Source organism: Streptomyces sp. STAM6 (assembly GCF_054963715.1).
This window is the reverse complement of record NZ_JBUEFZ010000014.1, coordinates 1-23451: the sequence shown is the minus strand read 5'-3', so window position 1 is coordinate 23451 and position 23451 is coordinate 1. Positions and strand designations below refer to the sequence as shown.

Here is a 23451-nt window from a genome sequence, read left to right as displayed (position 1 = left end):
AATGAGGACGAGGCAGGTTCGTACCTGCGGAACAGGGGGTTGTCATGGGTGAGTGGATGCGGGCACGGCTGGCGGGGATGCGCGCGGACGCGGGCATGAGCACATCGGAGTACGCCATGGGGACGATCGCCGCGTGCGCCTTCGCGGCCGTGCTCTACAAGGTCGTCACCAGTGATGTGGTCTTCTCGGGGCTGGAGTCGGTGATCGGCAGGGCGCTGAATGCCCAGTTCTGAGACTGCCGCCGGCCGTGGGAAGGACGGCCGGGACCGGGGGTTCGTGACGGCGGAGGCGGCGGTCGCGGTGCCCGCGCTGGTGCTCCTCACCATGGCGTTGGTGTGGGCGCTGACCGCTGCCGCCGCGCAGATCCGGTGCGTCGACGCGGCTCGGGCCGGGGCGCGCGCGGCGGCCAGGTCCGAGCCCGGGGCTGCCGCGGTGGCCGCCGCCCGGTCGGCCGCACCGGACGGAGCGCGGGTATCGGTGGTGCGGACCGGGGAGCTGTGGCGGGTGCGGGTCGAGGCGCCCACGCCTGGCCCGGGCCCCATGGCGCTGACGCTGAGCGCGGAGGCGGCCGCGCTGGCGGAGGACACCGTGGGGGTGGCGCCGTGAGGCCGGGTGACCGCGGCTCGGCGACCTTGTGGGTGGCGGTCACCGCGAGCGCGATGTGCGCCGTCTTCGCGGTCGTGCTGGCCCTCGGGCAGGCGGTGGCGGCGCGGCACCGGGCGGGCGGCGCCGCGGACCTCGCGGCGCTGGCGGCGGCGGACACCGCCCTGTGGGGCGCGGCCCACGCCTGTGACACGGCGGCCCGGGTGGCGCGGGCACAGGACGCCGAGGTCGTGCGGTGCCGGCTGAGCGGTGAGATCGCGGACGTGACGGCACGGGCACGCTTCGGCCCGTATGCCCCGTCGGTCAGGGCCCGGGCGGGGCCTCCGGGGGCGCTGCCGGGGCTCCCCGCAGCAGTTCCGTGAGGAGCCGGACGGCGCCGCGTTTGTGCAGCGGGTCGTTGCCGTTGCCGCACTTGGGGGACTGGATGCAGGACGGGCAGCCCGCGTCGCACTCGCAGGAGGCGATGGCCTCGCGGGTCGCGGTGAGCCACTCGCGGGCGGTGTGGAAGGCCCGTTCGGCGAAGCCGGCGCCACCCGGATGGCCGTCGTAGACGAAGACGGTCGGCAGCAGGGTGTCGGGGTGGAGCGGGATGGACACCCCGCCGATGTCCCAGCGGTCGCAGGTGGCGAACAGCGGCAGCATGCCGATGGAGGCGTGCTCGGCGGCGTGCAGGGCACCGCCCAGCTGTTCGGGGTTCACCCGGGCGGCGTCGAGCTGGTCCTCGGTGACCGTCCACCACACGGCGCGGGTGCGCAGGGTTCGCGGCGGCAGGTCCAGCTTGGTCTCGCCGAGGACCTCGCCGGTGATGAGGCGGCGGCGGAGGAAGGACACGACCTGGTTGGTGACCTCGACGGAGCCGTAGCACAGGCGCCCGTCGCCCCAGGGGATCTCGGTGTCGGTCTCCAGGACGGAGATGGAGGTGGTGTCACGGGCGGTGGTGGAGTACGGCGGGTTGGCCTCCTCGACGAGGGCCACCGAGTCCTTCAGGTCGAGCTGTTTCACCAGATAGGTGCGGCCCATGTGGAGGTGGACGGCCCCGTCGTGGACGGCGGCGTGGGCGGCCGACTCGTCGACGGTACCGAGCAGCCGGCCCGTCCCCGCCTCGACGATCTGGACGGGGCTGCCGCCCTCGCCCCGGATGTCGGCGAGGTCCGCGGCCCGCTCACGGCGGGTCCAGTACCAGCCGGCGGCGCGCCGCCGCAGGAGCCCCGCCGACTCCAGCTGGGGCAGCAGCTCGCGGGCCGCAGGGCCGAACAGCTCCAGGTCCGGCTCGGTGAGCGGCACCTCGGCGGCCGCCGCGCACAGATGGGGGGCGAGGACATAGGGATTGTCGGGGTCGAGGACCGTCGATTCCACCGGTTGGCGGAACAGTGCCTCGGGATGATGGACGAGGAAGGTGTCCAGCGGGTCGTCGCGGGCCACCAGGATCGCGAGGGCGCCCTGGCCGGAGCGGCCGGCCCGGCCCGCCTGCTGCCACAGGGAGGCGCGGGTGCCCGGATATCCGGCGATCACGACGGCGTCCAGGCCGGACACGTCGATGCCGAGCTCCAGGGCGGTGGTCGCGGCGAGCCCGAGGAGCTCCCCGGAGTGCAGGGCCTGCTCCAGGGCCCGGCGCTCCTCGGGGAGGTAGCCGCCCCGGTAGGCGGCGACACGCCGGGCGAGGGAGCGGTCGACCTCGGCGAGGCGCTCCTGGGCGATGACGGAGATCAGCTCCGCGCCGCGCCGGGAGCGTACGAAGGCCACGGAGCGGACGCCCTGCACGGTCAGGTCGGTGAGCAGGTCGGCGGTCTCCGCGGTGGCGGTGCGGCGGACCGGGGCGCCCTGCTCCCCCTGCAGATCGGTGAGCGGCGGTTCCCACAGGGCGAAGACCAGCTCGCCGCGCGGCGAGGCGTCGTCGGCGACCTCCCGCACGGGCAGGCCGGTGAGGCGGCCCGCGGCCACGGCGGGTTCCGCCGCGGTCGCGGAGGCGAGCAGGAAGACGGGATTCGCTCCGTAGCGGGCGCACACACGGCGAAGACGGCGCAGCACCTGGGCGACGTGGGAGCCGAAGACGCCGCGGTAGGTGTGGCACTCGTCGACGACGACATAGCGCAGGGCGCGCAGGAAGGAGGACCAGCGGGGGTGGGACGGGAGTATGCCCCGGTGGAGCATGTCGGGGTTGGTGAGCACGTAGTTCGCGTACTGCCGGACCCACTCGCGCTCCTCCACGGGCGTGTCGCCGTCGTACACCGCCGGCCTGACACGGTTGCCCAGGGGAGCGGCGAGCGCCCGTACGGAGCGCCTCTGGTCGGCCGCGAGAGCCTTCGTGGGGGCCAGGTAGAGGGCGGTGGTACCGCGGCCGTTGGGGGCGTCCGAGCCGTCCAGAAGAGTGGACAGCACCGGGGCCAGATAGGCGAGCGACTTGCCGGAGGCGGTGCCGGTGGCGATCACGACCGATTCGCCGTCCAGAGCGTGCTCGGCTGCGGTGGCCTGGTGGGCCCACGGATGGTCGATCCCCGCCTTGTGAATGGCATTGATCACTTCTGGCCGGATGCGATCGGGCCAGAGCGCATGCCTACCCGCCCTTGGGGGCAAGTGCTCCGTATGAGTGATGCGCGTAGCCCGGTTCGCACCCGCGGCGAGCCGGTCGAGGACCGCACCGGGGGAGGGGCGGGTGTCCCCGCTCTCGGGCGGTCGACTGGGGCGGTGATTCATGGCCATCGGCACCGAGTGTGTCACCGGCGTGACGGACAATGCTCCCAAGGCGTCGTGCATGGCTGCTGGTAAGTGATTGAATGCCATCGCGGCTGGCGATCCGTCCCCTGGCTCCGCCCGGGAGATCCCGAGGGGCGACCGCTCGATAGCAAGGTGCTGGAGGATCCGTGGACCTGTCCCTGTCGACTCGCAATGTGTCCGGCCCTGGTGGCGACCGTACGGTCGTCGAGGTCGGTGGCGAGATTGATGTGTATACCGCGCCCAAGCTGCGCGAGCAGTTGGTCGAGTTGGTGAATGACGGCAGCTACCACCTGGTTGTCGACATGGAGGGCGTGGACTTCCTCGACTCGACCGGCCTCGGCGTACTCGTGGGCGGCCTGAAGCGCGTCCGCGCGCACGAAGGCTCGCTGCGCCTGGTCTGCAACCAGGAGCGCATTCTCAAGATCTTCCGGATCACTGGTCTGACCAAGGTGTTCCCCATCCACACCACGGTCGACGAAGCCGTCGCGGCGACGGACTGAGACGGCCTGACCAGGTCGGCCGAGGCCGGATCGAACCGGATCGGCCACGGTCGGCCACAGGCTTCCGGAGGAATGCAGGGGCGCCGGGCGCGAGCCCGGTCCTCTGAGATGCACGCCCGTACGTCCGAGGGGGACCGCATGGCCACCGTTGAACTCCGCTTCAGCGCCCAGCCGGAGCACGTCAGGACCGCCCGCCTGGTGGCGGCCGCCGTGGCGCGCCGGGCCGGGGTCGACGAAGCGGTGCTGGACGAGGTCAGGCTGGCCGTCGGCGAGGCGTGCTCCCGCGCGGTCGGACTGCACCGCAGCAACAACGTCACCTCACCGGTCCGCGTCGTGCTGACCGAGGAGGAGAAGTCGTTCTCCATCGAAGTGGGCGACGAGGTGCCGGGCGCGGGAGTGGCCGCGGCGGACGCCGCCGGTGTGCCCGGATCGCGCAGCGCCGCGCCCACGGAGCAGTACGACGACGCCGAGGGCGAGGACGAGATGGGTCTCGCCGTGATCACCGGCCTCGTGGACGACGTCGAAGTGTCCGCCGGCGAGCAGGGTGGCGTCATCCGGATGAGCTGGCCGACAAGCGCCCCCACAGTGCTCTCCTGACGCTCCACTCACCTCTGTAAAGGCCCTGCTGAGCAGGGCCTTTTTCCATTCGGTAGATCATCGATCAAGCGTCAATGGATTTATTCCATTACTGCTTTCGAGTGGATTTCAGCAACCGATCATTTGCCGAGTGGCAAGCGAAGGTCAATTCTGTTCTACGGCGCCCTGTTTTGATCGGGTTCCGCTCCCTACAATCCGTCCACATCTTGAGCTCTTCTGACGTCAAGGAGGACGAATGGCGGGGCTCTACAGCACAGCAGTGTCCGATCACTCCACCTACCTGTCAGCGGCGGTGCTCACCGCCGAGAACCGGATCATCGTGATCGTGGTCGCGGCCGTGGCGCTGGCCGCGCTGGTCGTCGCCCAGCTGCTGGTACGCCAGGTGCTGGCGGCCGGCGAGGGCACCGATTCGATGAAGAAGATCGCCGCAGCCGTACAGGAAGGCGCCAACGCCTACCTCGCACGGCAGTTGCGGACCCTCGGCGTCTTCGCCGTAGTGGTGTTCTTCCTGCTCATGCTCCTGCCCGCGGACAACTGGTCGCAGCGCGCCGGTCGTTCGCTGTTCTTCCTGGTCGGTGCGCTTTTCTCGGCGGTCACCGGATACGTCGGCATGCGTCTGGCCGTGCGTGCCAATGTGCGCGTCGCGGCCGCCGCACGCGAAGCGACTCCCGCACCCGGACAGCCGGAAAAGGATCTGACGACCGTCTCGCACAAAGCGATGAAGATCGCTTTCCGTACGGGCGGCGTCGTCGGCATGTTCACGGTGGGCCTCGGCCTGCTCGGCGCCTCCTGCGTGGTCCTCGTCTACGCGGCCGACGCACCCAAGGTGCTGGAGGGGTTCGGCCTCGGCGCCGCGCTCATCGCCATGTTCATGCGTGTCGGCGGCGGCATCTTCACCAAGGCCGCGGACGTGGGCGCCGACCTCGTCGGCAAGGTCGAACAGGGCATCCCGGAGGACGACCCGCGCAACGCCGCCACCATCGCCGACAACGTCGGTGACAACGTCGGCGACTGCGCCGGCATGGCCGCCGACCTGTTCGAGTCGTACGCCGTCACCCTGGTCGCCGCACTGATCCTCGGCAAGGCGGCCTTTGGTGACCTGGGCCTCGCCTTCCCCCTGATCGTGCCGGCGATCGGCGTGGTCACCGCGATGATCGGCATCTTCGCGGTCGCCCCGCGGCGCGCCGACCGCAGCGGGATGACCGCGATCAACCGAGGCTTCTTCATCTCCGCGGTGATCTCCCTCGCCCTGGTCGCGGTGGCCGTCTTCGTCTACCTGCCCTCCTCGTACGCCTCCCTGGAGGGCGTCACCGACCCCAGCATCAGCACACACGGCGGCGACCCGCGGGTGCTGGCCCTGGTGGCCGTGGCCATCGGCATCGTCCTGGCCGCACTGATCCAGCAGCTCACGGGGTACTTCACCGAGACGACCCGGCGCCCGGTCAAGGACATCGGCAAGTCCTCGCTCACCGGCCCCGCCACCGTGGTCCTGGCGGGCATCTCGATCGGTCTGGAATCCGCCGTCTACACCGCGCTGCTGATCGGGCTCGGCGTCTACGGGGCGTTCCTGCTCGGCGGCACCTCGATCACGCTCGCGCTCTTCGCGGTGGCGCTGGCCGGCACCGGCCTGCTCACCACGGTCGGTGTGATCGTCGCCATGGACACGTTCGGGCCGGTGTCCGACAACGCCCAGGGCATCGCCGAGATGTCCGGCGACGTCGAGGGCGCCGGCGCCCAGGTCCTCACCGACCTCGACGCCGTCGGCAACACGACCAAGGCCATCACCAAGGGCATCGCCATCGCCACGGCCGTACTGGCGGCGGCGGCGCTCTTCGGCTCCTACCGGGACGCGATCGCCACGGCCGTCGCGGACGTGGGGGCCAGGGTCGGTGGCATGAACCTGTCCATGGACATCTCACAGCCCAACAACCTGGTCGGGCTCATCCTCGGCGCGGCGGTCGTCTTCCTCTTCTCCGGTTTGGCGATCAACGCGGTGTCGCGGTCGGCCGGGGCGGTGGTCTACGAGGTGCGGCGGCAGTTCCGCGAGCACCCCGGGATCATGGACCACAGCGAGAAACCGGAGTACGGCCGCGTCGTCGACATCTGCACCAAGGACGCGCTGCGCGAACTCGCCACGCCGGGGCTGCTCGCCGTGATGGCGCCGATCGCCGTGGGCTTCACCTTCGGAGTCGGCGCGCTCGGCGCGTACCTCGCGGGCGCCATCGGTACCGGAACGCTCATGGCGGTGTTCCTGGCCAACTCCGGCGGAGCGTGGGACAACGCCAAGAAGCTCGTCGAGGACGGCCACCACGGCGGCAAGGGCAGCGAGGCGCATGCGGCGACGGTCATCGGCGACACCGTCGGCGACCCCTTCAAGGACACCGCGGGGCCCGCCATCAACCCGCTGCTGAAGGTCATGAACCTGGTGGCCCTGCTGATCGCACCCGCGATCGTGCAGTTCAGCCACGGTTCGGACGCCAGTCCCGGGATCAGGGCCGTCGTCGCGACCGTGGCCATCGTCGTGATCATCGGAGCGGTCTACGTCTCCAAGCGGCGCTCGGTCGCCGTGGGTGACGGAGGCAACTCCTCCGGCCGGATTCCCAAAACGCCCGACCGGGCACCAGTGGCATAAGACCTGCTCAAAGGGGTGGCGGACGGGCGTCCCGCGCTTCGTCCGCCCCTTCCATGTGTTTTCGTGAGCTATCTCTCCCTTAGGGCAAACCGGGCATTACCGGGTAATCCGGTCGCACGATATGTGTATGTCGCCCACATGCCGTGTATGTTCCGGGGCCGAGAGCCTTGGAAGGGACCAATCCGGTGAACAAGAAGCTTGCGGCCGCACTGTCCGGCGGTGCGGTACTGGTGCTCGCACTGACGGGCTGCAGCGAAGACAACGGCGACAACAAGGTGGACGCCTGGGCGAAGAAGACCTGCGACCAGGCCAAGCCGCAGATCCAGAAGAGGGCCAACGCCCAGCAGACCATCATCTCGACGGCCGCGGACGGCAAGCCCGGCGACATCCAGACCGCCGACTCGAAGGCCTTCCAGGACATCGCCGACGCGGACAGGTCGCTCGCCAAGGCCGTGCAGAACGCCGGAATCCCGCCGGTCGAGAACGGTGAGAAGCTCCAGCAGGACGCCGTGAAGGAACTCAACGCCACCGCGACGGCGTACGAGGGGCTGAAGAAGCAGATCGACGCGCTCGACCCCGGCAACCAGCAGAAGTTCGCGGACGGCCTCCAGGGCGTCGCGGACGGGCTGAAGAAGATCGAGAAGATGGACCAGGACGCGCTGGCCAAGCTGCAGTCCGGTCAGCTCGGCCAGGCCATGGCCAAGCAGCCCGGCTGCCAGAAGGCCGCCGCGTCGGCCGCCCCGGCCGAGGCCGGCTCGGAGGCGTCCAAGTCCCCGGCCGCTTCCGCGTCCAAGCCCGCCCCCGCGAAGCCCTCGGCGAAGGCGTCCGCCTCCGCGAGCAAGGAAGCCGAGTAACCGAGCCGCACAACAGAGCCGGACGGCGCAGGCGCCGGAACGTCACGCCATCGGCCCGTTCCCCCCAGGGGGCCGGGCCGCTCGGCGTTTGTCAGTGGCGGCGGTCACAATGAACAGGTGAGTACGACCAGCCTTACCGCCAGCCTCCCGGTGCCCGACCGCGCCGCCCGTCTTCGCGACGCCCTGCTCGCCGCGGACTTCACCGCCGACGGGCTGCTCGAACTGCTCGGCGCGCCGGCCTATGCCGCGCTCGCCCGCAGCGAGACCGTGCCCGCCCTGCGCGCCACCCGCGGGCACGGCCCGCTCGACACGCTCGTCCGGCTCTTCCTGCTGCAGCGGGCGGTGCCCCGTGAGCGGGCGAGCGCCGCGCTGCCGCTGGAGGAGGCACTCGCCGACCGGTGGGTCACCGAGGAGGCCGGCGAGATCCGCGCCACCGTGGACGTGCGGCCGTACGGCGGGCCCGACGGCCAGGACTGGTACATCGTCTCCGACCTCGGCTGCGCCGTGGGCGGTGCCGGCGGGGCGAGCGGCCGCGACGAGGGCATGGTCCTCGGCGTCGGCGGCGCTTCCACCACCCTCGCCGGCATCACCGTCCGCGAGCCCGCCGCCTCCGCCCTGGACCTCGGAACCGGCTCCGGCATCCAGGCGCTGCACGCCACACAGCACGCCACCAGGGTGACGGCGACCGACCTCAACCCCCGGGCGCTGGAGTTCACCCGGCTCACGCTCGCGCTGTCCGGGGCCCCCGAGGCCGATCTGCGCACCGGTTCGCTCTTCGAGCCGGTCGGCTCCGACACGTACGACCTGATCGTGTCGAACCCGCCGTTCGTCATCTCCCCCGGCGCCCGGCTGACCTACCGGGACGGCGGGATGGGCGGGGACGACCTGTGCCGCACGCTCGTCCAGCAGGCGGGGGAGCGGCTGAACGAAGGGGGGTACGCCCAGTTCCTCGCCAACTGGCAGCACGTGGAGGGCGAGGAGTGGCAGGAGCGGCTGCGCTCCTGGGTGCCGCGCGGCTGCGACGCCTGGATCGTCCAGCGCGAGGTGCAGGACGTGACGCAGTACGCCGAACTGTGGCTGCGGGACGCCGGCGACCACCGCGCGGACCCCGGGGAGTACCGGTCGCGGTACGACGCCTGGCTCGACGAGTTCGAGGCGCGCAAGACCAAGGCCGTCGGCTTCGGCTGGATCACCCTGCGCAAGACCGCCGCCGACCACCCGTCCATCGTGATCGAGGAGTGGCCGCATCCCGTCGAGCAGCCGCTGGGTGAGCACGTACGGGCCCACTTCGCCCGCCAGGACTATCTGCGCACCCGCGACGACGCCGCCCTGCTCGCCGACCACTTCGTGCTCGCGCCCGAGGTGATGCAGGAACAGGTCGGTCTGCCGGGCGCGGAGGACCCGGAGCATGTGGTGCTCCGGCAGAACCGCGGCATGCGCCGGGCCACCAAGGTGGACGCGGTCGGGGCGGGGTTCGCCGGTGTCTGCGACGGCACGCTCAGCGCGGGGCGGATCCTGGACGCCATCGCCCAATTGATGGGGGAGGACCCGGTGCTGTTGCGCGACCGCACTCCGCAGGCGATCCGCTTGCTGGTGGAGGAAGGCTTCCTGGACTCGGCCGGTACGGCACCCCGGGAGTGACCGCCGGAGGGTGAGCGCTGGGGCGGAAGGGGGTGAAGGTGAGGAGGCGTCCGAAGAGCTCGGTGTGACGGTATTTGCCCGCAAAAAGCCTCCTATGGAGGGTGCTTGCGCCGCTACCGTCATCAGAAGGGTGGGCGGTGCCGCGCAGGCACCGCCGTCTCGGGGGAGGCACCATGCTGGGGGACACACCGGATCAGGGCGAAGGCAGGGTCGTCGCGGGTCGCTACCGGCTCCTGCGCAAACTGGGCGCGGGCGGAATGGGGCGTGTATGGCTCGCGTACGACGAGGAATTGGCGTGCGAGGTCTCCATCAAGGAGATCGCCATGCCCGAAGGCATGACGGACGCGGGCGAGCCGGCCACCCGTATCGCCCGGGCCCGCAGTGAGGCGCGGCATGCCGCGCGGCTGCGCGGGCATCCGCATGTGGCGACGGTCCACGACGTGGTCCTGCACGAAGGACTGCCCTGGATCGTCATGGAGTTCGTGCCGGAAGCGATCGATCTCCAGGCCCTGGTACGGCAGTCGGGACCGCGTTCGCCCGCGGAGACCGCCCGGATCGGGCTCGCCGTGCTCGACGCGCTCACGGCCGGACACCGGATCGGGATCCTCCACAGGGACGTGAAACCGGCCAACATTCTGCTGGCGCCGGACGCTTCGGGCGCGCCGCACGGCCGGGTGCTGCTCACCGACTACGGCATCGCGCTCCGGCCGCAGTCGGGTGAACCCCGGCTGACCGCCACCGCCGGGGTGCTCGGCACACCGGGCTATCTGGCACCCGAGCGGGTCCGCGGCGAGCCGCCGACGCCCGCCGCCGACCTGTTCTCGCTGGGTGCCACGCTCTACATGACGGTGGAAGGGCGCGGGCCGTTCGACCGGGCCGACCAGTACGCCATGCTGACCGCGCTGCTCACCGAGGACCCCACGCCGCCGGTCCGGGCGGGGGCCGGCCTCGGGGCCGTATTGCACGGCCTGCTGCTCAAGGACCCGGTGCGCAGGGCATCACCGGAGGCGGCCGCCCGGGGGCTGGAAGCGGTGCGGGCCGCCGCGGCGGTCGCGGCGGCACCCACGGCCCCGGCGGCCCCGGCGGCTCCGGCGGCCCCGGCGGCTCCGGCGGGCGGGTTCGGGCCGCCGGCCGGATCACCGCAGATCGGGCAGGCGACGCCGCACACACCTCCTACGCCCCACATGCCGCCGACACCGCACACGCCACCCACACCCCACACGCCCTCGACACCCCACACGCCGGTGGCGGGGAACCCCGGCCCGTACGGGGCGTGGAATCCGTACGCCGCCACGGCCACGCAGCCCACGCCCGCGTCGCGCGCCCTCAAACCGACCGCGGTCGTCGCGATCGTGGCCGCCGTCGTCCTGGTGCTGGGCGGTGGGATCTGGGCCCTCGTGGCGATGCGCGACAAGCCGGATCGCCCACCGACGGCCAAGCCGGTGTCCGACGCGAAACCCGGGGTGCCGAACGGGCCGGTCTATCCGTACGGCGAATCCGTCGGAGTGACCAGTCCGCTCAAGGCCGGTGACTGCGTGTCCGTCGTCTGGCCGGGGGCACCGTTCGCCGCCCCGCCCAACGTCGGGGTCGTCGACTGCAAGGACGACGACGATCTGGACGGGCAGGTCGTCGCCGTCGAGCGCAGCGCGGACGCGGAGACGGCGCGGACCGAGGGGCCGCGGCAGTGCGCCCAGCAGACGGACGCGCTGGTCAAGTCGCTGCCCGAGGTCGCAGGGTACGCCCTCGTGCCGACGAAGCAGGGCTTCGGCGTGGCCGAGGGGGCCACCGCCTGTCTGGTCGTGGGGCAGAAGGCCGCGCTCGCCGGCGAGATCGGCACCTTCCGGGACGAGGGCGCCGATCTGCCGGTGAGCACCTGGGCGATCGGTGACTGTCTTCTCTACAAGGAGGTGGACGACGACACGGTGATCACACCGCTCACCAACTGCGCCGACCCGCACACGGACCAGGTGGTGGGCTTCGTGCGGATGCCGCAGGCGTCGCCCTTCGACGAGGTCGAGAAGAAGATGCACAAGCTGTGCGCCAACAAGTACGAGTCGGCCTGGGCCCCCGGCGCGGACATGGAGATGTTCGGCTGGCGGCCCTGGAAGTCTCAGTGGGAGGACGGCATGCGCACCGTGGTGTGCACGGTCGGCCGCCCGGATCTCAAGCCGACCACCGGCACGGTGGGCGGTCCCGCCGACACGGTCGGCTCGGGCGGGGGCACGGCCACCGATCCGGGCACGGAGGTCGTGACCTGGCCGTCGACGCGCCCCGCCCCGCCCCGTCCCTCCTGACACACGCGGGCCAGGAGCGCGGGCAGGGCCGGGAGCGGGTCCGGGCCAGGGCAAGCGCCGGGCCAGCAGCGCGGTCCCGGCCAGGGCGGGCGCCGGGCGGGTGAAACCGCGCGGCGGCCCCCGTGCCGTTCACCCGCAATTCGCGCTCACGACGCCCGGAGGTGTCAGCCTCACCCTCGGGGAACCAGCAAGGCGACCCAGGACGGGACGGCACAGGACGACGACGGCGTAAAGAACGGGGTACGGGCATGGAGAGCGGACCGGCCATTTTCGCGGGGGCGGCCTTCACGCTGTTCGGGGCGGCGCTGCTGGTGTGGACCGGGGCACGCGTGCTGCACCGTGCGCCGGTGGCGCACGGGGTGAGCCCCGTGGCGGCGGTCACGTTCGCAACCTCGATGGGGCTCGCTTTCCTCATCCTCGGGGTGTGGTGCTTCGGCCGGATCTGAGCCCTGGAACCGGCCTCCGCCCGGCGCCCGCCGACATGCGCCGGAATGGGCGGCTCCGCGATCTGAAAGGAGTCCGGGCGGCAGGAATGCCAGAACTCGGGTTACCGTTCGAGTGGCCGTTGCGGTCTTTTGCCGTTTGACACGGGGGCGGGTTGTACCGTCACACTCCGCAGCGACAGCAGCGTCACAGCAGTGCGCAAGCAGTGCACGCAGTGCCCGCGGTGCGACCACACCGCGCCGCACGGGCCACCGAGCGTCGACCGGAGAGAAGAGCGAAGTTGTCCCCGACAAGCGAGACCGCACAGGGCGGCCGCCGACTCGTCATCGTCGAGTCGCCTGCCAAGGCGAAGACGATCAAGGGCTACCTCGGCCCCGGCTACGTCGTCGAAGCGAGCGTCGGGCACATCCGCGACCTCCCGAACGGCGCCGCCGAGGTGCCCGAGAAGTACACCGGCGAGGTGCGCCGCCTCGGCGTGGACGTCGAACACGACTTCCAGCCGATCTACGTCGTCAACGCCGACAAGAAGGCCCAGGTCAGGAAGCTCAAGGAGCAGCTGGCCGAGTCCGACGAACTCTTCCTCGCCACCGATGAGGACCGCGAGGGCGAGGCCATCGCGTGGCATCTGCTGGAAGTGCTCAAGCCCAAGGTCCCCGTCCACCGGATGGTCTTCCACGAGATCACCAAGGACGCGATCCGGGAGGCCGTGGCCAACCCGCGCGAGCTGAACAAGCGCATGGTCGACGCGCAGGAGACCCGCCGCATCCTCGACCGTCTCTACGGCTACGAGGTCTCGCCGGTCCTGTGGAAGAAGGTCATGCCCCGGCTGTCGGCCGGTCGTGTGCAGTCCGTCGCGACCCGGCTCGTCGTCGAGCGCGAGCGTGAGCGCATCGCGTTCCGTTCCGCCGAGTACTGGGACCTGACCGGCACCTTCGCCACCGGGCGGGCCGGTGACGCGTCCGACCCCTCGACCCTGGTCGCCCGACTCGCCACGGTCGACGGCCGGCGTGTCGCGCAGGGCCGTGACTTCGGCCCCGACGGGCAGCTCAAGACGTCCGCCGGCCAGGTACTCCACCTGGACGAGACGAACGCCCGCGCGCTGGCCGCCGCACTCACCGAGGCGTCGTTCGGCGTCCGCTCGGTCGAGTCCAAGCCGTACCGCCGCTCGCCGTACGCGCCCTTCCGCACCACCACCCTCCAGCAGGAGGCGAGCCGCAAGCTCGGCTTCGGTGCGAAGGCCACGATGCAGATCGCGCAGAAGCTGTACGAGAACGGCTTCATCACGTACATGCGTACGGACTCCACGATCCTGTCCGACACCGCCGTCGCGGCGGCCCGGGCCCAGGTCACGCAGCTGTACGGCGCCGACTACCTGCCCGACAAGCCCCGCGTGTACGCCGGCAAGGTCAAGAACGCGCAGGAGGCGCACGAGGCGATTCGCCCTTCGGGTGATCGTTTCCGCACGCCCGCGGAGACCGGCCTGACCGGTGACCAGTTCAAGTTGTACGAACTGATCTGGAAGCGGACCGTCGCCTCTCAGATGAAGGACGCGGTCGGGAACTCCGTCACCGTCAAGATCGGCGGCCGGGCCGGCGACGGCCGGGACGTGGAGTTCAGCGCCTCCGGCAAGACGATCACCTTCCACGGCTTCATGAAGGCGTACGTGGAGGGGGCCGACGACCCGAACGCCGAGCTCGACGACCGCGAGCGCCGGCTGCCGCAGGTCACCGAGGGCGACGCGCTGACCGCCGAGGAGATCACGGCGGACGGCCACGCCACGAAGCCGCCTGCCCGCTACACCGAGGCTTCGCTGGTCAAGGAGCTGGAAGAGCGAGAGATCGGCCGCCCGTCGACGTACGCGTCGATCATCGGCACGATCCTCGACCGCGGCTACGTCTTCAAGAAGGGCACCGCCCTGGTGCCGTCCTTCCTGTCCTTCGCCGTGGTCAACCTGCTGGAGAAGCACTTCGGCCGGCTCGTCGACTACGACTTCACCGCCAAGATGGAGGACGACCTCGACCGCATCGCGCGCGGCGAGGCGCAGGCCGTGCCGTGGCTGAAGCGTTTCTACTTCGGCGAGGGCGAGGGCGAGGGTGCCGGCGCGGGCGGCGCCGCCGCGGCCGGAAACGGTGACGGCGACCACCTCGGCGGCCTGAAGGAACTGGTCACCGACCTCGGCGCCATCGACGCCCGGGAGATCTCCTCCTTCCCCGTCGGCAAGGACATCGTGCTCCGTGTCGGGCGGTACGGCCCGTACATCGAGCGCGGGGAGAAGGACACCGAGGGCCACCAGCGCGCCGACGTGCCGACCGACCTGGCGCCCGACGAGCTCACCGTCGAACTGGCTGAGGAGCTGCTCGCGAAGCCGAGCGGCGACTTCGAGCTGGGCACCGATCCGGCGACCGGCCACCAGATCGTCGCGAAGGACGGCCGCTACGGCCCGTACGTCACCGAGATCCTCCCCGAGGGCACCCCGAAGACCGGCAAGAACGCGGTGAAGCCGCGCACGGCCTCCCTCTTCAAGTCCATGGCCCTGGACACGGTGACCCTGGAGGACGCGCTGCGCCTGATGTCCCTGCCCCGTGTCGTCGGCACGGACGCGGAGGGCGTCGAGATCACCGCGCAGAACGGCCGGTACGGCCCGTACCTGAAGAAGGGCACCGACTCGCGGTCCCTGGAGAACGAGGAGCAGCTCTTCAGCATCACGCTGGAGGAAGCCCTCGCGATCTACGCCCAGCCGAAGCAGCGCGGGCGCGCCGCCGCCAAGCCCCCGCTGAAGGAGCTCGGCACGGACCCGGTCAGCGAGCGCCCGGTGGTCGTGAAGGACGGCCGCTTCGGCCCGTACGTCACGGACGGCGAGACGAACGCGACCCTGCGGACCGCCGACAGCGTGGAGACGATCACGCCGGAGCGCGGCTACGAACTGCTGGCCGAGAAGCGGGCGAAGGCCCCGGCCAAGAAGACCGCGAAGAAGGCGGCCAAGAAGGCTCCGGCGAAGAAGGCGACCGCGGCGAAGAAGACGGCCGCCAAGAAGACGACGACGGCGAAGAAGACCACGGCCGCCAAGAAGACGACCGCGGCGAAGAAGACGACCGCGAAGAAGGCCGCGGCGTCCACGTCGACGTCGGCGGCCACGGCGACCGAGGAGTAGCCCGCCGCGCCGGCTCCCCGCCTCACCGGCTTCGGGTGCCGGCTCCCCGGCTTCCCGCCTCACCGCCTGCCCGCCTCACCGTCCCTCCGCCCGGTGGGCGGGGGCGGCGGGTGGCCGGTGGTCGGAGGTCCGTCACCGGGGCACCGGGCTTGTCCCGGCCGGCCCGGTCACGGCCCGGGGGCGTTTGTTCGGGCGGGGGACTGGCCGTCAGTCGCGGCGGATAGGCTGAGGGGATGACGCGAGCCGAGCAGCCAACGGTCTTGAGCCCCACCTCAGACTCCGACGCCGCACTTGCCGCAGACTCCCGCGAGCGCGCCGTACGGGCCCTGTTGCGCAACCAGCCGCTGAGGCGGCTGTGGAGCGCGCAGCTCGTCGGCGGGATCGGCGATGCCCTCGCCCTGCTCGTCCTGGTGCTGCTGGCGCTGCAGGCGGCGGTCACCGAAGGGGCGTTCGGAGGTGGGTATCGCGGCGCGGCGTTCGCCGTGGCCGCCGTCTTCGGCGCGCGCGTGCTCGCCACTCTGTTGTTCGGCGCCGTACTGCTCGGCCCCCTGACCACCCTGACCTCACCCGGCGGTCCGCTCGACCGCCGCTGGACGATGGTCGCCGCCGACGGCGTGCGGATCGCGCTTCTCGTCGTCGCGCCGCTGTGGATCGACTGGACGCCCGACCAGGCCCTCGCCTTCCTGCTGAGCACCGTCTTCCTGGCCGGCGTCGCCGAGCGGTTCTGGACCGTCGCCAAGGAGAGCGCCGCCCCCGCCCTGCTGCCCGCGCCGCCCATGGAGGGCGCGGCCGTGCGCCCGCTCCCGGACCACCTGGACGCGCTGCGGCGGCTTTCGCTGCGTACGGGCTTCGCCGCCGTCCCCGGCGCCGCCGCCGCGCTGCTGGTCGCCACCCTCATCGGCAATCTGCTCGGCACCGGCATCGACTGGTTCTCCGGCCACCAGGCGGCCCTCGGGTCGTACGTCGCGGCCGGGCTCTTCGCCGCCTCGGTGTCCGTCCTGTACTTCCTGGAACTGCCCGACACGCAGACACCCCGCCCGCGCTCCCCGCTGGAGGGCCTGCGCCGTCCGTCCACCGGCACCGGCCTGGAGAAGGGCCGTACGGCCGCCATACCCCTGCTGGTCCTGGCCTGCGCGTCCGTCGCCGGAGCGATCGCCTCCGCGGCCGCCGTCGCGGCGCTGCACGCCACGGACCTCGGAGGCGGACCCGTCGCCTTCGCGCTGCTGATCCTCGCGCTGACCGGCGGCACGGGCCTCGGCATCCGGGCCGCCCACGCGGTACTGCCCGGCCTGTCCCGCCGCCGCCTCCTCGCGCTCGCCGTCGCCGTCACCGGTGTCGCGCTGCTCGCGGCGGGCCTGGTGCCGGACACGGCCACCGTGCTGTTCATCACCCTGGGCGCGGGCCTTGCCGCGGGCATCGCCGCCCACACCGGCCATGCGCTCATCGACCAGGAGACCGAGGAGTTCCGGCGGCCGAGGCTCACCGAACACCTCCAGGCCGTGGTGCGGGTCTCCATCGCGCTCAGCGCGCTGGCCGCCCCGCTGCTCGCCGCGGCGATCGGCCCCCACCGCCTCGCCAACGGAGACTTCGTCTTCGCCCACGGCGGCGCCGCCTTCACGCTGATGCTGGTCGGCGCGCTGCTGCTGCCCGTCGCCGCGCTGGTGCTCGCCAAGACCGACGACCGCTCCGGGGTGCCGCTGCGCCGTGACCTGCGCGACGCGCTGCGCGGAGCCGACCCGGCCCAGGCGCGGTCGGCGACCGGTTTCTTCATCGCCCTGGAAGGCGGCGACGGCGCCGGCAAGTCCACGCAGGTGGAGGCCCTGGCCGAGTGGATCCGGGCCAAGGGCCACGAGGTCGTCGTCACCCGCGAGCCGGGCGCCACCCCGATCGGCAAGCGGCTCCGCTCGATCCTGCTCGACGTGTCCAGCGCCGGACTGTCCAACCGCGCGGAGGCGCTGCTGTACGCCGCCGACCGCGCGGAGCACGTCGACTCGCTGGTCCGCCCCGCCCTGGAGCGCGGCGCGATCGTCATCTCCGACCGGTACATCGATTCGTCCGTCGCCTACCAGGGCGCCGGCCGCGACCTGTCCCCGACCGAGATCGCCCGGATCAACCGCTGGGCGACCGGCGGCCTCGTACCCCACCTGACCGTTCTGCTCGACGTCTCGCCCGAGACCGCGCGGGAGCGGTTCACGGAGGCGCCGGACCGGCTGGAGTCGGAGCCGGCCGAGTTCCACCGGCGCGTACGGGCCGGATTCCTCGCGCTCGCGGCCTCGGACCCGGCGCGCTACCTCGTCGTCGACGCGGGCCAGGACCCCGAGTCCGTCACCACCGTCGTACGCCACCGGCTGGACCAGATGCTGCCCCTGTCCGAGGCCGAGGTGAAGGCCATGGAGGAGGCGCGCAGGGCCGCCGAGGAGGAGGCACGGCGCAAGGCGGAGGAAGAGGCCGCCCGCAAGGCCGAGGAGGAGCGCCTGGAGCGCGAGCGCCAGGCGCAGCTCGCCAAACTGCGCGCCGAGGAGGAGGAGCGCAAGCGCCGCGAGGAGGAAGAGGCACGGCAGCGCGAGGCCGAGCGGCAGGCCGAGGAGGCCAGGCGCCGCGCGGAGGAGGCGCGCCGACTCGCCGAGGAGGAACGCCGTCGGCGCGAGGCCGAGGAGAAGGCCCGCCGCGAGGAGCAGGAGCGGCTGCGCAAGCAGCACGAGGAGGAGGCGCGGCTCCGCAAGGAGGCCGAGGAACGCCGCCTTGAGAAGCAGCGCAAGGCCGAGGAGGCACTGCTGCGGGCCGAGGAGGCCCGGCGCCTCGCCGAGGCGGCGGCAGCGGCGGCGGCCGCGTCCGCGGCCCCCGCACCCGAGACGGCGAACGAGATCACCGTCCCCAACCCGGTCGTGCGGCCCGACGAGACCACCGTCGAGACGCCGCGCGTCAACATGCGCAAGGACGACGAGACGACCGTGCTCCGCCCCGTGCGGGACGAGCAGCCGGCGGCCGACGAGACCGCGGTGCTGCCGCCGGTGCGAGACGGCGGCCGCGGCCGGGACACGGCTCCCACCGACGAGACGGCGGTCCTGCCGCCGGTCCGGGCCGACCGCGAGACCGGCGCGGCGGACGAGACGGCCGTCCTGCCGCCCGTGCGCGACGCGGGACCGGCCGACCGGGTGCCCCCGGGCTTCTTCCGCGACGAGGTCGCGCCGGCGCCCGAGCCGGCCGCCCACGAGTCGAACGAACGCACCCGCGAGCTCCCGCAGGTCGACGAGCAGGGGAGGCCCCGGCGCCGCTCGGACTGGGCGGAGGAGACCCCGCTGGACGACCTGCCGACCCTGGCGGACGAACTGCTCGGCCCGCACGACGACGAGAACGAGAACGAGAACGGCGGCGGCAGGGGGCGCGGGCGCCGCTGACGGCCGAGCCGGCCATCACCCCGGTGACCGCCGCGCCGGTGACCGCCGCGCCGGTGGCCGGGCGCCGTCGCCGGCCGGGTGATCGCGGCGGGCGTTGTCGGACCACTGCCCCACAATGGGAAGCCGCACGAGGACCCACACGTACGAAGGGGGTGAGGCACCCATGCCCGTATGGGACGACCTGGTCGGACAGGAGCGGGTGCAGGCGCAGCTCGGGGCCGCCGCCCGGGACGCCGACGCGCTCGTGACCGCCGTGGCCGCGGGCACCGCCCCGCCCGACGCGTCGAAGATGACGCACGCCTGGCTGTTCACCGGCCCTCCCGGATCCGGAAGGGCCACCGCCGCCCGGGCGTTCGCCGCGGCCCTGCAGTGCGTCAGCCCCGACCGGGCACTCGGCGGGGAACCCGGCTGCGGATTCTGCGACGGATGCCACACCACCCTCGTGGGGACGCACGCCGACGTGGAGATCGTCCGCACCGACCTGCTCTCCATCGGCGTCAAGGAGACCCGCGACCTGGTCCGGCGGGCCCAGCTGTCGCCGGCCGGCGGCCGCTGGCAGGTCATCGTCCTGGAGGACGCCGACCGCCTCACCGAGGGCGCGGGGAACGTGCTGCTGAAGGCCGTCGAGGAGCCCGCGCCCCGCACGGTCTGGCTGCTGTGCGCGCCGTCCCTCGAAGACGTCCTGCCCACCATCCGCTCCCGCTGCCGCCACCTCACCCTGCGCACCCCGTCCGTCGACGCCGTCGCCGACCTCCTCGTCCGGCGCGACGGGATCGAGCCCGAGGCCGCGGCCACTGCCGCCCGTGCCACCCAGGGGCACATCGACCACGCGCGGCGCCTCGCCACCGACGAGCGCGCCCGCGCCCGCCGGGCCACCGTGCTCAAACTGCCGCTGCGCGTGGACGACGTGGGTGGCTGTCTGCGGGCCGCGCAAGAGCTGATCGACGCAGCGAGCGAGGACGCCCAGCAGGTCGCCGAGGAGATCGACGCCAAGGAGACCGAGGAGCTGAAGACGGCGCTCGGCGCGGCCCAGGGCGGCCGGATGCCACGCGGCACGGCGGGCGTCATGAAGGAGCTGGAGGACAAGCAGAAGCGCCGCAGGACCCGCACGCAGCGCGACAGCCTGGACCTGGCCCTCAGCGACCTCACGGGCTTCTACCGCGACGTGCTGGCCCTGCAGCTCGGCTCGCGCACGGCCCTCGCCAACGAGGACGTGCGCGACGCGCTCGACCGCACGGCCCGCGAGTCGACCCCCGAGAGCACCCTCCGCCGGATCGAGGCGGTCCTGGCCTGCCGCGAGGCCCTCGACCGCAATGTGGCACCGCTGCTCGCCGTCGAGGCGATGACGATGGCGCTGCGCGCGGGATAGTCCTCCGAGCCGAGCCGAGCCGAGCCGAGCCCGACCGGGTCGGGTCGCCCGTCCGCCCGCCCGTCGGCCCGTTCAGCACGGTCATCCGTACGGGCACGTCCGCGCACAATCCGTCACCGCGCGGCTACGCTCCGGGCATGGACTCCAGTCGTATGCTCCGTACGTCCGCCGTCGCCCTGGCGGCCGTCGGCATGCTCTTCGCGGGCTGCACACGAGGGGACACGGAGCCCGCCGCCTCCGCCTCCACACCGGGCGCGAGCGTCCCGGCCGAGTCGCTGCGGGCGTACTACGGGCAGAAGCTCAGCTGGCGTGCCTGCGGTGTCCCCGACTTCGAGTGCGCCACGATGAAGGCCCCCCTCGACTACGCGAAACCGGACGGCGACCAGGTGAGACTGGCCGTCTCCCGGATCAAGGCCACCGGTCCCGGCCGACGACTCGGCTCGCTGCTGGTGAACCCCGGCGGACCCGGCGGCTCCGCGGTCAGCTACCTCCAGGGGTACGCGGGCATCGGCTACCCCGCCCCGGTCCGCGCCCGCTACGACATGGTCGCCGTCGACCCGCGGGGGGTGGCCCGCAGCGAGGGGGTCCGATGCCTCGACGGCCCGCAGATGGACGCGTACACGCAGGTCGACCAGACGCCCGACAGCCGGCGCGAGACCGCGCTGCTGGCCGCCTCCTACCGGTCGTTCGCGACCGGCTGCGCCAAGCGCTCGGCCAAGATCCTCTCCCATGTCTCCACGGTCGAGGCGGCCCGCGACATGGACATCCTGCGCGCGGTGCTGGGCGACGAGAAGCTGACGTACGTGGGCGCCTCGTACGGCACGTTCCTCGGCGCGACGTACGCCGAACTGTTCCCGTCCAGGACGGGGCGTCTGGTCCTGGACGGCGCGATGGATCCTTCGCTGCCGACCGCCGAGCTGAACCGCGACCAGACCGCCGGCTTCGAGACCGCCTTCCGCTCCTTCGCCGCAGACTGCCTCACCCAGCCGGACTGCCCGCTCGGCACGGGGTCGGTCACCGAGGCGTCCGCCCGCCTCAAGGCCTTCTTCGCCCACCTCGACGCCCAGCCCGTCCCCACCGGCGAGAGCCGCCCGCTCGGCGAGGCCCTGGCCACCACGGGCGTCATCGCCGCCATGTACGACGAGTCCGCCTGGCCCCAGCTCCGCGAGGCCCTCACCGCCGCGATGGACGGCCAGGGCTCGGGCCTGCTCGGCCTCGCCGACTCCTACTACGAGCGCGACGGCGACGGCCGGTACTCGAACCTCATGTACGCCAACACGGCGGTCAACTGCCTGGACCAGCCGCCCGCCTTCAGCACCCCCGCCGAGGTCACCAAGGCGATCCCCGCCTTCGAACAGGCCTCCCCCGTCTTCGGCCGCGGCCTCGCCTGGGCCTCCCTGAACTGCGCCCCCTGGCCGGTCAGGGCCACCGGCACGGCCCACCGCATCGAAGCCAGGGGCGCGGCCCCGATCGTCGTCGTCGGCACTACCCGCGACCCGGCCACCCCGTACAAGTGGGCCGAGGCCCTCGCCGGCCAGCTCGCCAGCGGCACCCTGCTCACCTACGACGGCGACGGGCACACGGCATACGGCCGGGGCAGCGACTGCGTCGACACCGCGATCAACGCCTACCTCCTCGAAGGCAAGGTCCCCCCGCCCGGCAAGCGCTGCCGCTAGGGCGTGCCTTGCCCGGGTCGCGGCCCACCCGTGGCCGGCACCCCCGCCCGGACCGGGCCGGAACCGGGCGCCGACCGGGGGTGTGCAAGGCACTCTCTGCACCTGTGTAGACTTGGGCACGCTGCTGCACCCCCCAGGGGGAATCGCAGGGCATGCCGCCTTAGCTCAGTTGGCCAGAGCAACGCACTCGTAATGCGTAGGTCTCGGGTTCGAATCCCGAAGGCGGCTCAGGGATATAACGGCTGGTCAGAGGCCGTAAGCGATGAGCCCCACCCAAGATCCTCGGGTGGGGCTCATACGTATTTAGTACACCTGGTTTTGATCACCCAGGCGGGGTGAGTGACGCACTCGATAGAGCGAGTGCGACCTTCCGACCGGCGTCGAGCGCGTCGGCTACCTCGTCCAGCCGGTCCGGGAACAGGTGCCCGTACACGTTCAGCGTCATGGCTGCGTCCTTGTGCCCGAGCATCGTCTGAACGACCTTCACGTCCGCGCCGGCCGCGATGGCGAGCGACGCCGCGGTGTGCCGCAGCTTGTGCGGCGTGACGCCCATGCCGCCCAGGCCCGCCTCCTTCACCGCCGGGTCGAAGATGCGGGAGCGGAAGTTGCTGTACCGCAGCGGCCCACCCTCCGGCGCCGTGAATAGCAGATCGTTCTGACCCTTCCCGTGAGCGAGGGAGCCCAGCTCGTCGGCGAAGGAGCGGGGAAGCGGCACGGACCGCTTCTCGTGGTTCTTCACCGGCCCCAGCGCCAGCTCGCCGCGCACGTCGGTGTAGTTCTGCACGATCCGGATGCGGCGCTTCGGTACCAGCAGCCGGCCGACCTTGATGGCTGACGCCTCCGCCCACCGGATGCCGCAGTAGCCGAGCGTCAGCACCATCAGCCGGTATTCGCCAGCCGCGAGCGCCAGCCGTTCGAGCTGGTCGTAGGTGAGGTAGACGTGCTCGTCCTCGTCGTCCGGCCGCGGCAAGTCGTGATCGTGGCACGGGCTCGTCGAGATCCGCTTCGAGAACACCGCGTGCTTCATCACCATGGACAGCACCCGGTACGTCTTCACCACCCGCTGTGCCCCGAGTACCCGGCCCGACTTCCCCGGCTGCGTGCACAGGTCTGTCAGCCAGGCGGAGACGTCCTCCCACTGGATCGCCGAGACCTGCCAGTCACCCCACTTCGGGATGACGTAGTTGTCGAGCAGCTCCCGGTAGTCGTGCCGGGTGGTCCGGCCGATCTTCCGCTTGGAGGAGAACCACTCCTCCGCGACGATCCGGACTGCGGTCTTGCCGGACTTCGGGTCTCGGTACGAGCCCTTGTCCAGGCGGGCCGTGATCGCGTGCACCTCAGCCTCTGCCTGGGGGAGCTTGGCGAACGTCTTCGCCTTGCCCTTCCCGTCCGGCCCGTACCAGCGGACCCGCCACCGGCCGGGCGGCTGGCGCTTCGAGCCCTCACGCTTCGCGGCCTGCCACTTCTCCATGGCCGTCTGGTAGTCGGCGTGGGTCTCTCGATCCTCAATCCATACCCTGGCCACTGGACCCTCCCTCCGCCTGAACGCCGAGGAGCCAGTTCAGGACCTCGTTCCG

16 protein-coding genes and 1 tRNA gene are annotated in these 23451 nt (G+C 72.1%); 15 read left to right on the top strand and 2 right to left on the bottom strand.

Going from position 1 to position 23451, the window contains the following annotated elements:
* The first annotated feature begins 44 nt into the window (after positions 1-44).
* From ACY34K_RS18420 to ACY34K_RS18410, 3 genes are read left to right on the top strand one after another with little or no spacing between them, the layout of a single operon-like run.
* Positions 45-233: a DUF4244 domain-containing protein gene (locus ACY34K_RS18420; protein WP_462748341.1), complete on the top strand. Its 189-nt coding sequence runs from the start codon at positions 45-47 to the stop codon at positions 231-233.
* The gene (locus ACY34K_RS18415; RefSeq protein WP_462748339.1) at positions 220-606 is read left to right on the top strand and encodes a TadE family type IV pilus minor pilin; all 387 of its coding nucleotides are present in this window, start codon (positions 220-222) and stop codon (positions 604-606) included. The genes ACY34K_RS18420 and ACY34K_RS18415 overlap by 14 nt, the downstream gene beginning before the upstream one ends.
* Positions 603-965, top strand: a complete 363-nt coding sequence (locus ACY34K_RS18410) for an Rv3654c family TadE-like protein (protein ID WP_462748337.1) — start codon at positions 603-605, stop codon at positions 963-965. The genes ACY34K_RS18415 and ACY34K_RS18410 overlap by 4 nt, the downstream gene beginning before the upstream one ends.
* Here the strand turns inward: ACY34K_RS18410 and ACY34K_RS18405 are convergent.
* On the bottom strand, positions 907-3384 hold the full coding sequence (locus ACY34K_RS18405) for a DEAD/DEAH box helicase (protein ID WP_462748334.1): 2478 nt from the start codon (positions 3382-3384) through the stop codon (positions 907-909). The two genes, ACY34K_RS18410 and ACY34K_RS18405, sit on opposite strands and share 59 nt — an antisense overlap.
* A gap of 80 nt (positions 3385-3464) precedes the next feature.
* Between ACY34K_RS18405 and ACY34K_RS18400 the strand changes: the two genes are divergently transcribed.
* The 12 genes from ACY34K_RS18400 (at position 3465) to ACY34K_RS18345 (ending at position 22102) form a co-directional block, all read left to right on the top strand.
* Positions 3465-3818 carry an STAS domain-containing protein gene (locus tag ACY34K_RS18400; protein WP_003967428.1) on the top strand — a complete coding sequence of 118 codons (354 nt, stop codon included), beginning with the start codon at positions 3465-3467 and terminating at the stop codon, positions 3816-3818.
* Positions 3819-3956: 138 nt separating this feature from the next.
* On the top strand, positions 3957-4415 hold the full coding sequence (locus tag ACY34K_RS18395; protein WP_462748327.1) for an ATP-binding protein: 459 nt from the start codon (positions 3957-3959) through the stop codon (positions 4413-4415).
* A 235-nt stretch (positions 4416-4650) separates the two neighbouring features.
* Complete coding sequence (locus ACY34K_RS18390) at positions 4651-7047, top strand: sodium-translocating pyrophosphatase (RefSeq protein ID WP_462748326.1); 2397 nt, start codon at positions 4651-4653, stop codon at positions 7045-7047.
* Between the two features lie 185 nt (positions 7048-7232).
* On the top strand, positions 7233-7901 hold the full coding sequence (locus tag ACY34K_RS18385; protein WP_462748325.1) for a small secreted protein: 669 nt from the start codon (positions 7233-7235) through the stop codon (positions 7899-7901).
* Between the two features lie 117 nt (positions 7902-8018).
* Positions 8019-9542 carry a DUF7059 domain-containing protein gene (locus ACY34K_RS18380; RefSeq protein WP_462748323.1) on the top strand — a complete coding sequence of 508 codons (1524 nt, stop codon included), beginning with the start codon at positions 8019-8021 and terminating at the stop codon, positions 9540-9542.
* Positions 9543-9715: 173 nt separating this feature from the next.
* Positions 9716-11836 carry a serine/threonine-protein kinase gene (locus ACY34K_RS18375; protein ID WP_462748322.1) on the top strand — a complete coding sequence of 707 codons (2121 nt, stop codon included), beginning with the start codon at positions 9716-9718 and terminating at the stop codon, positions 11834-11836.
* 248 nt (positions 11837-12084) lie between these two features.
* On the top strand, positions 12085-12282 hold the full coding sequence (locus ACY34K_RS18370) for a hypothetical protein (protein WP_462748321.1): 198 nt from the start codon (positions 12085-12087) through the stop codon (positions 12280-12282).
* A gap of 278 nt (positions 12283-12560) precedes the next feature.
* The gene (topA, locus tag ACY34K_RS18365) at positions 12561-15431 is read left to right on the top strand and encodes a type I DNA topoisomerase (RefSeq protein ID WP_462748319.1); all 2871 of its coding nucleotides are present in this window, start codon (positions 12561-12563) and stop codon (positions 15429-15431) included.
* Between the two features lie 233 nt (positions 15432-15664).
* Positions 15665-18829 carry a dTMP kinase gene (gene tmk / locus ACY34K_RS18360; RefSeq protein ID WP_462748318.1) on the top strand — a complete coding sequence of 1055 codons (3165 nt, stop codon included), beginning with the start codon at positions 15665-15667 and terminating at the stop codon, positions 18827-18829.
* Between the two features lie 163 nt (positions 18830-18992).
* Positions 18993-20198 (top strand): DNA polymerase III subunit delta', encoded by a 1206-nt coding sequence (locus ACY34K_RS18355; protein WP_462748316.1) that lies wholly within the window; start codon positions 18993-18995, stop codon positions 20196-20198.
* Positions 20199-20335: 137 nt separating this feature from the next.
* On the top strand, positions 20336-21874 hold the full coding sequence (locus ACY34K_RS18350) for an alpha/beta hydrolase (protein ID WP_462748314.1): 1539 nt from the start codon (positions 20336-20338) through the stop codon (positions 21872-21874).
* Between the two features lie 154 nt (positions 21875-22028).
* Positions 22029-22102, top strand: a tRNA-Thr gene (locus ACY34K_RS18345).
* A 94-nt stretch (positions 22103-22196) separates the two neighbouring features.
* Here ACY34K_RS18345 and ACY34K_RS18340 read toward each other — a convergent pair.
* Positions 22197-23399: a tyrosine-type recombinase/integrase gene (locus ACY34K_RS18340; protein ID WP_462748313.1), complete on the bottom strand. Its 1203-nt coding sequence runs from the start codon at positions 23397-23399 to the stop codon at positions 22197-22199.
* Positions 23400-23451 lie beyond the last annotated feature (52 nt).